16 protein-coding genes are annotated in these 12379 nt (G+C 47.2%); all 16 read left to right on the forward strand.

The window, feature by feature from the left end:
• Positions 1 to 6 precede the first annotated feature (6 nt).
• The 16 genes from LPB400_RS04750 to scpB all read left to right on the forward strand — a co-directional run bounded on the left by LPB400_RS04750 (position 7) and on the right by scpB (position 12290).
• On the forward strand, positions 7 to 297 hold the full coding sequence (locus LPB400_RS04750; RefSeq protein ID WP_219089574.1) for a DUF2523 domain-containing protein: 291 nt from the start codon (positions 7 to 9) through the stop codon (positions 295 to 297).
• A 4-nt stretch (positions 298 to 301) separates the two neighbouring features.
• Positions 302 to 1471: a zonular occludens toxin domain-containing protein gene (locus LPB400_RS04755; protein ID WP_219089576.1), complete on the forward strand. Its 1170-nt coding sequence runs from the start codon at positions 302 to 304 to the stop codon at positions 1469 to 1471.
• Positions 1472 to 1771: 300 nt separating this feature from the next.
• Positions 1772 to 2722, forward strand: coding sequence for an IS110 family transposase (locus LPB400_RS04760; protein ID WP_219089704.1), 951 nt, complete (start codon positions 1772 to 1774; stop codon positions 2720 to 2722).
• A 224-nt stretch (positions 2723 to 2946) separates the two neighbouring features.
• On the forward strand, positions 2947 to 4242 hold the full coding sequence (gene hisS, locus LPB400_RS04765; RefSeq protein ID WP_219089578.1) for a histidine--tRNA ligase: 1296 nt from the start codon (positions 2947 to 2949) through the stop codon (positions 4240 to 4242).
• Positions 4243 to 4872 carry a YfgM family protein gene (locus LPB400_RS04770; protein ID WP_219089580.1) on the forward strand — a complete coding sequence of 210 codons (630 nt, stop codon included), beginning with the start codon at positions 4243 to 4245 and terminating at the stop codon, positions 4870 to 4872.
• 141 nt (positions 4873 to 5013) lie between these two features.
• On the forward strand, positions 5014 to 6471 hold the full coding sequence (gene der / locus LPB400_RS04775; protein ID WP_049331367.1) for a ribosome biogenesis GTPase Der: 1458 nt from the start codon (positions 5014 to 5016) through the stop codon (positions 6469 to 6471).
• A 297-nt stretch (positions 6472 to 6768) separates the two neighbouring features.
• Positions 6769 to 7065 carry an RNA chaperone Hfq gene (hfq, locus tag LPB400_RS04780; RefSeq protein ID WP_036493792.1) on the forward strand — a complete coding sequence of 99 codons (297 nt, stop codon included), beginning with the start codon at positions 6769 to 6771 and terminating at the stop codon, positions 7063 to 7065.
• A gap of 78 nt (positions 7066 to 7143) precedes the next feature.
• Positions 7144 to 7713: a tRNA (mnm(5)s(2)U34)-methyltransferase gene (locus LPB400_RS04785; protein WP_219089582.1), complete on the forward strand. Its 570-nt coding sequence runs from the start codon at positions 7144 to 7146 to the stop codon at positions 7711 to 7713.
• Between the two features lie 55 nt (positions 7714 to 7768).
• Entirely contained in the window at positions 7769 to 8143 is a 375-nt protein-coding gene (locus LPB400_RS04790) for a SirB2 family protein (RefSeq protein ID WP_219089584.1), read from the forward strand.
• Positions 8144 to 8158: 15 nt separating this feature from the next.
• A complete protein-coding gene (gene folK / locus LPB400_RS04795) occupies positions 8159 to 8647 on the forward strand; it encodes a 2-amino-4-hydroxy-6-hydroxymethyldihydropteridine diphosphokinase (protein WP_219089586.1) in 489 nt (162 codons plus the stop codon).
• A 97-nt stretch (positions 8648 to 8744) separates the two neighbouring features.
• Positions 8745 to 9380, forward strand: a complete 636-nt coding sequence (locus LPB400_RS04800; protein ID WP_070713023.1) for a deoxynucleoside kinase — start codon at positions 8745 to 8747, stop codon at positions 9378 to 9380.
• 36 nt (positions 9381 to 9416) lie between these two features.
• The gene (locus tag LPB400_RS04805) at positions 9417 to 9860 is read left to right on the forward strand and encodes a peroxiredoxin (RefSeq protein ID WP_003683206.1); all 444 of its coding nucleotides are present in this window, start codon (positions 9417 to 9419) and stop codon (positions 9858 to 9860) included.
• Between the two features lie 75 nt (positions 9861 to 9935).
• A complete protein-coding gene (gene xerD / locus LPB400_RS04810; protein WP_083303962.1) occupies positions 9936 to 10814 on the forward strand; it encodes a site-specific tyrosine recombinase XerD in 879 nt (292 codons plus the stop codon).
• Between the two features lie 232 nt (positions 10815 to 11046).
• On the forward strand, positions 11047 to 11247 hold the full coding sequence (locus LPB400_RS04815; RefSeq protein ID WP_003681978.1) for a (2Fe-2S)-binding protein: 201 nt from the start codon (positions 11047 to 11049) through the stop codon (positions 11245 to 11247).
• Positions 11248 to 11378: 131 nt separating this feature from the next.
• Positions 11379 to 11612, forward strand: coding sequence for a glutaredoxin family protein (locus LPB400_RS04820; RefSeq protein ID WP_036472354.1), 234 nt, complete (start codon positions 11379 to 11381; stop codon positions 11610 to 11612).
• A 69-nt stretch (positions 11613 to 11681) separates the two neighbouring features.
• Positions 11682 to 12290 carry an SMC-Scp complex subunit ScpB gene (gene scpB, locus LPB400_RS04825; protein ID WP_219089588.1) on the forward strand — a complete coding sequence of 203 codons (609 nt, stop codon included), beginning with the start codon at positions 11682 to 11684 and terminating at the stop codon, positions 12288 to 12290.
• Positions 12291 to 12379: the final 89 nt, after the last annotated feature.

The following is a 12379-nucleotide window of genomic DNA, read 5'->3' on the forward strand; positions in this document are numbered from 1 at the left end:
GTACTTATGCCATTACTTGCAGGTCTTATACCTTTATTGGCAATTTTGCTCAAAATGCTAATTGTCAGGATAATTATTGCTACTGGCATGACGTTTGTAACATATGCAGGCTATATTATTGCGCTAAATAAATTTAAAGATTACACAGTAAATGCCATAAATTCCATGCCGTCTGATATTCTTAATTTACTTTTAATCGGTGGTTTTGGCCAAGGTCTCGGTTATTTATTCGGCGCATTCAGCTTTTATATTGGAATGAATACATTAAATAAATTAACTTTTATTATGCCAAGGTAGCGTTATGATTTATTTGTTTACAGGGAACATGGGGACTGGCAAAACATCACGCGTTGTTGCCATGATTCTGAACAATGAAGACGGTTTATTTAAGATGAAGCTTGAAGATGGCACCGAAGTAGATCGCCCGCTTTATTTCTGCCATATCGACGGCTTGGATAAACGTAAATTCAACGCCCACGAACTCACCGAAGAAGAAATAATGTCCGCACCGTTGCGCGATATTATTCCGCAAGGCGCCGTCTTAATTGTTGATGAAGCGCACTATACCTATCCTGTTCGTGCTGCCGGTCGTCCCGTTCCTCCCTATATTCAAGAATTAACCGAACTTCGTCACCACGGCCATACGGTTATTTTGATGACCCAACACCCTAGTCAGCTTGACGTATTTGTCCGTAATCTCGTATCAAAACATACGCACCTTGAGCGAAAAGCAGTAGGTATGAAGCAATATAGCTGGTACAAATGCGTTACCAGCCTAGATAATCCTGCCGCAGTAACAGGCGTTGAATCATCAAGCTGGAAGCCGCCAAAAGAAGCGTTTAAATATTACAAATCATCCAGCCAGCATCAGAAGTTTAAAAAGCAAATTCCGCTTGCTGTTTGGGCTTTGATAGGTATATTTGCTTTCATGGCTTGGAAAGGCTACAACGTTTATCAAATCTATCAGCAAGGCACTGGCCAACAAGAACAGGTCGAACCACAGGAAGCAGCCGCCAGTCAGTCGCAAATGGAATTACCAACGGAAACCGAGCCAACGGCCAAAATTGATAACAGTCTAAACCCGACAGACTTTATTCCAAAGTTGGCCGAAAAACCAGAATCCAAACCGCTTTATGACAATGTAAGACAAGTTAAAACTTTTGAATACATCGCCGGTTGCGTTGATGGTGGTAATAGTGGTTGTACATGTTACAGTGACCAAGGCACGCCGCTAAAAGAAATCACAAAAACAATGTGCAAAGACTACGTACGCAACGGTTTGCCATTTAACCCTTACAAAGATAAAACCCAAACTATCCAGGCAACACAGCCCCAAAACCAAGCCAAATCCAATGACAATAGTCAAGTTTTAGCACTTGGCGGCAAATCTCCGCAAAATCTCATGTATGACGGCTATGTAGAGGCAGGGGAACAATTCCAGCAACGTGGAGGGACTGTCGGATCTAATTAATCAAGCTGCTTTTTACTGTGTTGATGTAGCCCTAAAGGCGGAATCAATATGGTAAAAAGTAGCACGGGGTGCGGGAACTCCCGCTATTGTCCGCATTTTCTCTATAAGCTAAAACCTGTAAACCGTTTGATTTAGACGGCTTACAGGTTTTTGTTTAGCGCAAAACAAAGCCTGGGCGGTTTAGGCAGTAAAACGGCCAAAGCAAAAAGCTGCACAAAAGAAATGCCGAATCGCCCATTTATCCTAAAGATTGAATACCATCATAGCCGTGCAAACAGGCTGAATCATAAGGAAAATGCAATGAATGTAATAGGATTCGATATTTCCAAAGACACCATAGACGTAACTTTGCTTAGAAACAGCGGCCAAGTAGACTATATTAAAATAGCCAATGCCTTCGAAGGTTTCGAAAAACTAAATGACTGGATACGATCAAAACGTATCCGCAAAATCAGTATCAGCATGGAAGCAACCGGCATTTATTACGAAGAAGCTGCTGACTATTTCAGTGCAATTTATCAAGTCTTCGTTATAAATCCTCTGAAAATTAAAGAATACTCAAAAAGCCAGTTCAGCCACACAAAAACCGACAAAGCCGATTCAAGGCTGATAGCAGAATACACAAAACGCCATTTAGACAAACTCACGCCGTTCAAGCCGTCTGAAAATCCAACCCTGTACAAACTGATAAGCCTGCTTCAGCAACTCAAACAACAGCAAAACGAAAGTCAAAACAGACTGCACGCCGCAAAAGATACCTTTATTCGTGCCACACACGAAGCAATCATATTGCTCTTGGCCAAACAGATAGACCAAACGGCCAAGCGAATAGACCTCATGATTCAGCAACAAGATAGCCTGAATACGCATTACAAAAATTTGCAAACAATCCCCGGTATAGGCAAAGATACCGCTGCAATCCTGCTAAATCATCTCACAGACAAACAATTTAAGACGGCCAACCAATTCGTATCATTCGCCGGATTAAGTCCGCGCATTGAACAATCAGGAACCAGCGTAAATAAAAAAGGCAGATTAAGCCGCTACGGTCACCGCCGGCTTAAACGCGCCTTGTTTATGCCCGCGCTTGTCGCCTATCGAATTAAAGCCTTTCCTAAGTTAGTTCAAAACTTATCTCAAAAGCCTAAAATGATCGTCATTGTTGCTTTGATGCGCAAACTCGCCAAAATCGCCTACTACATCCATAAAACACAAAAGCCGTTCGAAAAAATGCGCTATCAAATAGCTTAACAAAAACAAACAAAAAAACGGCTGCCGTAAAAGCAGCCGTGACTTGTTGCATTCGATGGAAAAGCAATAACTAAATATTAAGTAAAAACAATTAAATATAAAATAAATCGAAATTCATATTTGACAATGCTATATACCATCTTTTGATTTGTTCCCAACCTCACAAACCCTTAAAAATCAGCTATAATGCCCAACTATTTGATTTTCGCTTATCCCATATTGAAATGGCACAAAAAATTCAATCTGTAAAAGGTATGAACGACCTTTTACCTGTCGAACAAAAAGATTTCAAACTGACGGCTGCGTTTTGGCAGGCGTTTGAAGATACGGTCGGCCGTTGGACACGCGCTTACGGCTATCAGCAAATCCGTACGCCGATTGTCGAGCAAACCGGTTTGTTTGTCCGCTCCATCGGCGAGGAAACCGATGTGGTCGGCAAGGAAATGTACACCTTCTCCGATTCAAACGATTCTTTGAGTTTGAGCTTGCGTCCTGAAGGTACGGCTTCTTGTTTGCGTGCGGTGGTCGAACACAACCTTCTCTACAACAGCCCGCAAAAGCTGTGGTATATGGGGCCGATGTTCCGTCGCGAGCGTCCGCAAAAAGGCCGTTATCGTCAGTTCCATCAAGTCGGTATCGAGGCTTTGGGTTTTGAAGGGCCGGATATTGATGCGGAAATCATCGCGATGTCTGCCGACTTATGGGAAAAATTGGGTATTCGCGAATACCTGACTTTGGAAATCAACAGCTTGGGCAACCGTGAGGAACGTGCGGCACACCGTGCTGCATTGGTTGAATATTTGACCCGCTATGAAGCGCAACTGGACGAAGACAGCAAACGCCGTCTGAAAACCAATCCTTTACGCGTTTTGGATACGAAAAACCCTGATTTGCAGGAAATCTGCAACGCGGCGCCGCGTTTGGTGGATTACTTGGGCGAGGCTTCGCAAAACCACTATGCACGCTTCAAGGCGATGTTGGACGGTTTGAGTATTCAATATGTTGAGAATCCGCGCTTGGTACGCGGTTTGGATTACTACAATCAGACGGTTTTTGAGTGGACGACCGACAAACTCGGCGCGCAGGCGACTGTGTGTGGCGGCGGCCGTTACGATGGTTTGATTGAAGAGCTTGGCGGTAAGCCTGCGCCGTCTATCGGCTTTGCGATGGGTATTGAGCGCCTGCTGCTTTTGGTTAGCGAATACGGCTCGTTGGAGGTGAACGCCGCGCCTGATGTCTATGCAATGCACCAAGGCGAAGGTGCGGACTTGCAGGTGATGAAATACGCGCAAGCTCTACGTGCTCAAGGTTTCAATGTGATGCAGCATTCCGGCTATCAAAGCCTGAAGGCGCAAATGAAAAAAGCAGACAACAGTGGCGCACGCTTTGCCCTGATTGTGGCTCAGGATGAGCTGGCAAACGGTACGGTTACCCTGAAAGATATGCAGGGCAAACACGAACAACAAACCGTTGCCGCCGCTGATTTGACAGACACTTTACAACAATGGAAGAACGCATAAATGGCAGCCCATTTGGAAGAACAACAAGAGTTAGACAACTTTAAATATTTTTGGAAACGCACCGGCCGTTGGATTTTTGCCTTGCTGATCGTGGCGGCCTTGGGATATTTGGGTTACACCATTTACCAAGGCCAAAAAGCGTCAAAAGATCAGGAAGCCGCCGCCGTATTGGCGCAAATGGTGGAAAAGGCGCAGCAAAAAACCGACCAAAAAGCCATCAATGCCGATTTGGCCGAATTGCAAAAAAACTATCCTGATTCTATTTCGACAGCCCAAGCCACTTTGATGGTAGCGGCAACCGAGTTTGATGCCGGCCGTTATGATGTGGCGGAAGGTCATTTGAATTGGGTGCTGAAAAACCAAAACGCACCGCTGGTTCAAGCTTTGGCGGCGCAACGTTTGGGCGTTGTCCTGTTGCAGCAGAAAAAATACGATGCCGCCATCAATGCCCTGAATACTCAGGTTGAGGCTGACTTCGAGCCTTTGATGCTGGAAACCAAAGGCGATGTTTACGTTGCCCAAAATAAAACCAAAGAAGCCGTACAAAGTTACGAAGCTGCTTTGAGTAAATTGCCGCAAACCGCAGTAGGCCGCGAATTGCTGCAAATGAAAATCGACAGCTTGAAATAAGTCTGTTTGAAATCAAGGCCGTCTGAAGTTGCCATGACTTTTCAGACGGCCTACACTTATCCTTATCAACCGTGTTTTTAAAACACCTGCTTGTGTTCCGCTCCCGATTTTAGGCGGCACTTGACACAGAAAGACTCCATCATGAAACCAACCATCGCGCTTGTCGGCCGCCCAAATGTCGGCAAATCTACTTTATTCAACCGTTTGACGCGCACCAAAGACGCGCTCGTGCATGACTTGCCCGGCCTGACGCGTGACCGACATTACGGTCATGGTAAAGTCGGCAGCAAACCTTATTTGGTCATCGATACCGGCGGCTTTGAGCCGGTTGTGGACAGCGGCATTTTGCACGAAATGGCAAAACAAACCTTGCAGGCTGTCGATGAAGCCGATGCGGTTGTGTTTTTGGTCGACGGCCGCACCGGTTTGACGCCGCAAGACAAAATCATTGCCGACCGTTTGCGCCAAAGTCCACGTCCCGTTTATTTGGCCGTGAATAAAGGCGAGGGCGGCAATAGGGCCGTGCTTGCCGCCGAGTTCTACGAACTTGCTTTGGGCGACCCTTATGTTATCTCAGGTGCGCACGGCGATGGCGTGTATTATCTGATTGAAGATATTTTGGAAACCTTCCCTGAGCCTGAAAAGGAAGAGGAAGAAGCGAAACATCCTGTTTTTGCTGTAATCGGCCGTCCAAATGTCGGCAAATCCACGCTGGTTAACGCCATTCTCGGCGAAGAGCGTGTGATTGCCTTTGATATGGCAGGCACGACGCGCGACAGTATCCATATCGATTTTGAACGCGAAGGCAAGCCGTTTACCATCATCGATACCGCAGGTGTGCGCCGTCGCGGCAAAGTGGATGAAGCGGTGGAAAAGTTCTCCGTTATCAAAGCCATGCAGGCAGTTGAGGCGGCAAACGTTGCTGTTTTGGTATTGGATGCGCAACAAGATATCGCCGATCAAGATGCGACGATTGCGGGTTTTGCTTTGGAAGCAGGCCGTGCTTTGGTGGTGGCGGTCAATAAATGGGACGGCATTAGCGAAGAGCGTCGCGAGCAAGTGAAACGTGATATCAACCGCAAACTGTATTTCCTTGATTTTGCTAAGTTCCACTTTATTTCTGCGTTGAAAGAGCGCGGTATAGACGGTTTGTTTGAAAGCATTCAGGCTGCCTACAATGCGGCGATGATTAAGATGCCGACGCCGAAAATCACGCGCGTATTGCAAAGCGCGATCGAGCGTCAACAGCCGCCGCGTGCTGGCTTGGTGCGTCCGAAAATGCGTTATGCCCACCAGGGCGGCATGAATCCGCCGGTGATTGTGGTTCACGGCAATTCACTGCATGCCATTTCTGACAGCTACACACGTTATCTGACCCAAACGTTCCGCAAAGCCTTCAATCTGCAAGGGACGCCGCTCAGAATTCAATACAATGTTTCGGAAAACCCGTATGAAAATGCGGAAGACAAACCGAAGAAAAAACCGTTGCGCCGTGTCAGCCTGAGCAACCGTATTGAGAAACGCGAAGGCCGCAAGGAAGAGAAAAACCGCTTCAAGAAGAAAACTAAAGTTAGCGTGAAAAAACAATTCAGCAAATAAGCACAAAGGCCGTCTGAACAATTTCAGACGGCCTTTTTATCATAAAAAACAGCTTATTAGAACTTCATAGCATATTTTCGATAGGATTTGCCGAATTTAAAAAAACATCCAATTTGGGTTTAGGGTTGTTGTGAATATGGAAATGAAACAGTCGGTTTGACGGGAAGTTCCCTTATTGCTGGATTCCTAAACGGTGTGATAGAAAAAAATAGTTGGTAATTTATCCTATTCGGGGCTACAATCCCATCAAACGCCGATTTTGGCGTCTTTACAATCATAATAATGGAGCTCAAGAATATGACAGCTAAAGGACAAATGTTACAAGATCCTTTTTTGAATGCGTTGCGTAAAGAGCACGTTCCGGTTTCAATCTACTTGGTAAACGGCATCAAGCTGCAAGGTCAAGTGGAATCATTCGACCAGTACGTTGTTCTGCTGCGTAATACTTCCGTCACTCAAATGGTTTACAAACACGCTATCTCAACAATCGTTCCTGCACGCGCAGTCAGCCTGCAACACGAAAACAAACAACCTCAAGCCGCTGCTGCAGCTGCTCCGGTTCAAGTTGAGACTGTGCAACAACCTGCCGAATAAATGATGTAACGCATTCCTGTTTTTCAATACCTTACCGCTTTTGCGGTAGGGTATTTTTATTTTCAGACGACCTTTATCATGCTGCTTGAGAACATTCTTCCCTTTGCCCACTCCCTGTTACGACAAGCCTTAAAATCGGGCGGCCGCGCTTTGGATGCGACGGCCGGAAACGGGCATGATACTTTGCTGTTGGTGCAGTCGGTTGGTGAGACGGGTAGGGTGTGGGCATTTGATGTGCAATCCAAAGCACTGGCGCAGACTCAAGGCCGTCTGAAAGAAAACGGCGTAGATGGCCGGGTAGCCCTGATACATGACGGCCATGAAAACCTTTTGTCTTATATTGACGAGCCTTTAGATGCCGCAGTATTTAATTTCGGTTGGCTGCCGGGGGGCGATAAAAGCTGTACGACTGAGGCGGTAAGCAGCATCCGTGCGTTGACGGATACTTTGGGTTTGCTGAAAGAGGGCGGCCTTGCTGTGGCGGTATTGTATCCGGGGCATGAAGCCGGCCGAATAGAGGCTGAAGCGATTGTGCAATGGGTGGAAACTTTGCCGCAGGAAGACTTTGCCGTGTTACGTTATGGCTTTGTCAACCGCCGCAATGCGTCTCCCTATCTGCTGGCGATTGAAAAGTTGCGTCAGAAATAGATGTTTGCGGTAAAATAGCTGCTTTGTTTTTCAACCCTCAACATAAGAAACTGCCATGCAATATCTGTTTGTAAAATACAGCCATCAGATTTTCGTTGCCATTACCATCCTGTTGTTCAACATCCGTTTTTTCCTGCTCTGGCGTCATCCTGAGAAGCCGTTGGCAGGCATTTGGAAAGCCATGCCGCATTTGAACGATACCATGTTGCTGTTTACCGGCTTGTGGCTGATGAAGATTACCCATTTTTCGCCGTTCAATGCGCCGTGGCTCGGCATGAAAATCCTGCTGTTGCTGGTTTATATTGTGTTGGGCATGATTATGATGCGTTCGCGACCGCGTTCGCTGAAATTCTATATCGTCTATGTTTTGTCCATGTCGTGTGTTGCCACGATTGTTTTCCTTGCCAAAACCAAAACGCTGCCGTTTTAAAAGAGGTCGTCTGAAATGTATCCGCATTTTGCCGTTATCGCTTTGGGCAGCAATCTCGCCAATCCTGCCGAACAGGTTCGCTCCGCTTTGGCCGAATTGGCCGCGCATCCTCATATCCGGCTTGAAAAGACTTCTTCCCTGTATCTGACTGCGCCGGTCGGCTATGATGATCAGCCCGATTTTGTGAACGCGGTTTGTGCGGTGAAAACATCATTGGACGGCGTAGCGCTGTTGGCAGAGTTAAACCGCATCGAGGCCGAATTCGGGCGCGAACGTACCTTCCGCAATGCGCCGCGCACCTTGGATTTGGACATTATCGATTTTGACGGTATCCGCGGCGATGACCCGCATCTGACCTTGCCGCATCCGCGCGCGCATGAGCGCAGTTTCGTTATGTTGCCTCTGGCCGAAATCCTTCCGGATTTCGAGTTGGGCGAGCATGGCCGTGCGGCTGATTTGGCTCAGGCTTTGGGCGGACAGGGTATTCGCCTGCTGAAAGAATAAGGGCCGTCTGAAAAACGGACTAAAACAAGAAAGGGCGTGTTGGACACGCCTTTTTTGCTATAAAATATTGTTGGGAAACACATTACAAAGAGTTACTATGAATCCTCGTTATATTGTTGTCGAAGGCGCCATCGGTAGCGGCAAGACTGCTTTGAGCCGCCGCTTGGCAGAGCATTTCAGTGCGTTGCTGTTGTCGGAGAATCCGGATCACAATCCGTTTCTCATAAAGTTTTACAGCAATGTTTCCAATAATGGCTTGGCTGCCGAACTTTTCTTCCTGATGCGCCGCGCTGAAAGCGTGAATATTATTGAAGACCAATGTGCGCAAGGCGGAATGGTTGTGGCTGATTTTTTGCCGGAAAAAGACCGTATTTTTACGCCTATCGTTTTGAATGATGACGAGCAGCAGCTTTTTGCCGATATGAAGCAACGTATTCTGCCGCAATACGCAGAGCCCGATGTGGTGATTTATCTGCAAACAGCCGTCGAAAACAACCGCAAACGTCTGCAAAAACGTCACGAAGGCATTATCAGCTTGTTCCCCGAAGGCTATTTGGGACGGGTGCATGACGAATACAGCCATTTCTTCCATTTGTATCAAAGCGCGCCTTTGCTGACCGTCAATGCCGATGAGTTGGATTTGGCCGGCAATGACGACCACTTCCAGCTTTTGTTGCGCGCATTGGAAGATTTTCAAGGTACGCGCAGTTATTTGAATTTAAGCGAAAAATAAACGAAGGCTAGGTTTAGGCCGTCTGAAAGGAATAATATGTCAAAATATCAATTCACACTCCCATCTTCTTCCGGCAGCGATTTTAACTCCGCCGAACATTTGCCGTTGGTTGTCTATTTTTATCCTAAAGACAGCACGCCCGGCTGTACCACCGAAGGCTTGGATTTCAATGCCCGATTGGAGCAATTCAAAGCATTGGGCTATACCGTTGTTGGTATTTCGCGCGACGGCGTCAAATCGCATCAGAATTTCTGCGCCAAACAAGGCTTCCAGTTTGAATTGTTGAGCGACAAAGAAGAAACCGTCTGCAAACTGTTTGACGTGATCAAGCTGAAAAAGCTTTACGGCAAAGAATCCCTCGGCATCGAGCGCAGCACGTTTGTGTTAGACGAAAACGGCGAAATCGCCCATGAATGGCGCAAAGTCAAAGTGGCCGGACACGCGCAGGAAGTTTTGGATACAATTTCTCAAGCCTCTTAATAGGGCTTTGAAAACCTAAGGCCGTCTGAACGGATGTAAAGTCATGCCGTTCAGACGGCCTTTCAATACAGTTTGATGAATATGGACGATTTAATAGACAAGCTGCTTGAATCCCTTTGGTTGCAAGACAGGCTCAGCCACAATACGCTGCAAAGTTACCGCCGTGATTTGGTCAAAGTCGCAGCGCGGTTGGCCGATGGCGGGCAGGATTGGTTGAGTGCCGATGAGTTTGCCCTGTCTGATGCCGTGTATGCAGAGGGGGAGAAAAACACGTCCCAAGCGCGGGCATTGTCGGCTTGCAAGCGTATGTACGGCTGGTTGGAAGAAACAGGACAAAGAGCAGACAATCCCACCCGTTTTCTCAAAGCGCCGAAATCGGAACGCAAACTGCCCACGCTGATTACCGAAGCCCAAATCGATGCACTGCTGGCTGCACCGGATGTAGAAACGCCGCATGGCCTGCGCGACAAAGCCTTGCTCGAAGTCATGTATGCAACAGGTTTGCGCGTGACCGAAGCCGTCAAATTGACGCTCAGCGATATCGATTTACATCGCGGCAGTATCCGCACCATAGGCAAGGGCGACAAATTGCGCCTGGTTCCGTTGGGGCAGGAAGCGGCATATTGGGTGGAGCGCTATTGCAACGAATCGCGCCCATTGTTGCTGAAAAACAAAATCTGCGACGAAGTGTTTGTCAGCCAGAAACGCAGCGGCATCAGCCGTCAGCTTGCATGGATGATAGTCAAAGAATATGCCGAAGCGGCCGGTATTGCTTCGCTCAGTCCGCACGGTTTGCGCCATGCTTTTGCCACGCATTTGGTCAATCACGGCGTCGATTTGCGCTCAGTCCAGATGATGTTGGGACATTCCGATATCAACACCACGCAGATTTATACCCATGTTGCCAATATCCGTTTGAAAAACATGGTTGATGAACACCATTCCCGTTCATAAATAAAAGCGGCATCTCGAAGATGCCGCTTCGCTTTTTGTTATTGAGCCTGTCTGAAAGGTTATCAAACTTCAAAATTATAAAATATCAATCAAAATATAAAATTTCATAGAAAAATTTCAAAGCAAAAGGACTGTGTCAATATTGCAATGCAAACCGTTTTTATTTATATTTACGTTCAAGAATAAATCCTACTCTCAATTACAGAGGGTAACAAAATTATTGGAGCACATCATGTTTGTCTGCATCTGCAACGCCATTACTGACCACGACATCAAAGAGACCATCGCCGCCGGTGCAACCACCATGAGCGATTTGCAGGCTCAATTGGGCGTGGCAACTTGTTGCGGTTGCTGCGGCGAATTGGCTGCATCGTTTTTGACTGCAAGCAGTGCTCAAAATACCGTGACTGCCGGTATCAACGTTCAGTCTTAATTTCAGAATACACACAAAGGCCGTCTGAAGGCGTCGTTTCGCGCCTGTTCAGACGGCCTTTGTCATGCCTGTATGGTTTGGCGGCATTTTGCTATACAATGGCCGTTTTTGTCCCTCCGAGAGTAACCGCCATGAAACTGACCTTGATGTTTCGGGAATATTGCAGCCTGTGCCACAAAATGCGCGAACAATTAAAGCCTTATCAGGAGCAGTTTGGATTTGAGCTGGATATTGTCGATGTTGATGAAGATCCGGTTTTAGAAGAAAAGTACAATGAACTGGTGCCTGTTTTGCTGGATGGCGATACCGAAATCTGCCATTGGTTTTTGGACGAAGAAAAACTGAAAGCGCATTTGAGTGCATAACAAACTGTTGACCATATTGTCTTTCAGACGGCCTTTGGCTGTTTATGCCGTCTGAACATTGATTTTATTATGACTGAAAAACTTTCTCCCGATGCGCTGATTGAAGCGGCGCTGTTGACGCAAGTCGAACCCTTAAACGAAAAAGCCATGCGCGAATTGTGCGTGCCGCCGTTGTCGCAAGACAAGCTGATTGACGTGTTGGCGCAATTGAAGGCCCGCTGGCAGGGCAGGGCTTTGCAACTGGTGCATACCCATGAGGGCTGGCGCTTCCAAATCGTCCGAGCCGCATTTGAACGACTGGGCAGCCTGCAAGAGCAGCGCGCGCCGCGTTATTCCCGCGCCGTGATGGAAACGCTGGCGATTATTGCCTATCAGCAGCCGGTAACGCGTGGCGATATCGAAGGCATACGCGGCGTGGCGGTGTCACAAAATGTCATGCAAACCTTGCAGGATAGGGGCTGGATTGAAGTCATCGGCCACCGTGATTCTGTCGGCCGTCCGGCTTTGTGGGCAACAACGGCAACATTCTTAAGCGATTTGCGTTTGGAAAGTTTGGAAGAATTGCCGCCACTGACTGAATTGGGCGAGCTGGTGTTGCCTGATTTGATGGAAACGCCGCCGACAGGCGATGAGGAAGCTGAAGAAGCAGTAGAATCAGGAAGCAGACTGATTAACTGATTTGAATGTAAAGGCCGTCTGAAACAATCGTGTTTCAGACGGCCTTTATGTTAGTTATTCTAGCGTTTTATAGCATTAAATGAACGCTT

It is taken from the genome of Neisseria perflava (genome assembly GCF_019334725.1).
GTDB lineage: Bacteria > Pseudomonadota > Gammaproteobacteria > Burkholderiales > Neisseriaceae > Neisseria > Neisseria subflava_A.

Coding starts and splice junctions, on each gene's coding strand:
- der (WP_049331367.1), top strand. CDS start 5,014: ATGAAACCAACCATCGCGCTTGTCGGCCGCCCAAATGTCGGCAAATCT.
- LPB400_RS04805 (WP_003683206.1), top strand. CDS start 9,417: ATGTCAAAATATCAATTCACACTCCCATCTTCTTCCGGCAGCGATTTT.
- LPB400_RS04755 (WP_219089576.1), top strand. CDS start 302: ATGATTTATTTGTTTACAGGGAACATGGGGACTGGCAAAACATCACGC.
- xerD (WP_083303962.1), top strand. CDS start 9,936: ATGAATATGGACGATTTAATAGACAAGCTGCTTGAATCCCTTTGGTTG.
- hisS (WP_219089578.1), top strand. CDS start 2,947: ATGGCACAAAAAATTCAATCTGTAAAAGGTATGAACGACCTTTTACCT.
- LPB400_RS04790 (WP_219089584.1), top strand. CDS start 7,769: ATGCAATATCTGTTTGTAAAATACAGCCATCAGATTTTCGTTGCCATT.
- hfq (WP_036493792.1), top strand. CDS start 6,769: ATGACAGCTAAAGGACAAATGTTACAAGATCCTTTTTTGAATGCGTTG.
- scpB (WP_219089588.1), top strand. CDS start 11,682: ATGACTGAAAAACTTTCTCCCGATGCGCTGATTGAAGCGGCGCTGTTG.
- folK (WP_219089586.1), top strand. CDS start 8,159: ATGTATCCGCATTTTGCCGTTATCGCTTTGGGCAGCAATCTCGCCAAT.
- LPB400_RS04785 (WP_219089582.1), top strand. CDS start 7,144: ATGCTGCTTGAGAACATTCTTCCCTTTGCCCACTCCCTGTTACGACAA.
- LPB400_RS04815 (WP_003681978.1), top strand. CDS start 11,047: ATGTTTGTCTGCATCTGCAACGCCATTACTGACCACGACATCAAAGAG.
- LPB400_RS04770 (WP_219089580.1), top strand. CDS start 4,243: ATGGCAGCCCATTTGGAAGAACAACAAGAGTTAGACAACTTTAAATAT.
- LPB400_RS04750 (WP_219089574.1), top strand. CDS start 7: ATGCCATTACTTGCAGGTCTTATACCTTTATTGGCAATTTTGCTCAAA.
- LPB400_RS04760 (WP_219089704.1), top strand. CDS start 1,772: ATGAATGTAATAGGATTCGATATTTCCAAAGACACCATAGACGTAACT.
- LPB400_RS04800 (WP_070713023.1), top strand. CDS start 8,745: ATGAATCCTCGTTATATTGTTGTCGAAGGCGCCATCGGTAGCGGCAAG.
- LPB400_RS04820 (WP_036472354.1), top strand. CDS start 11,379: ATGAAACTGACCTTGATGTTTCGGGAATATTGCAGCCTGTGCCACAAA.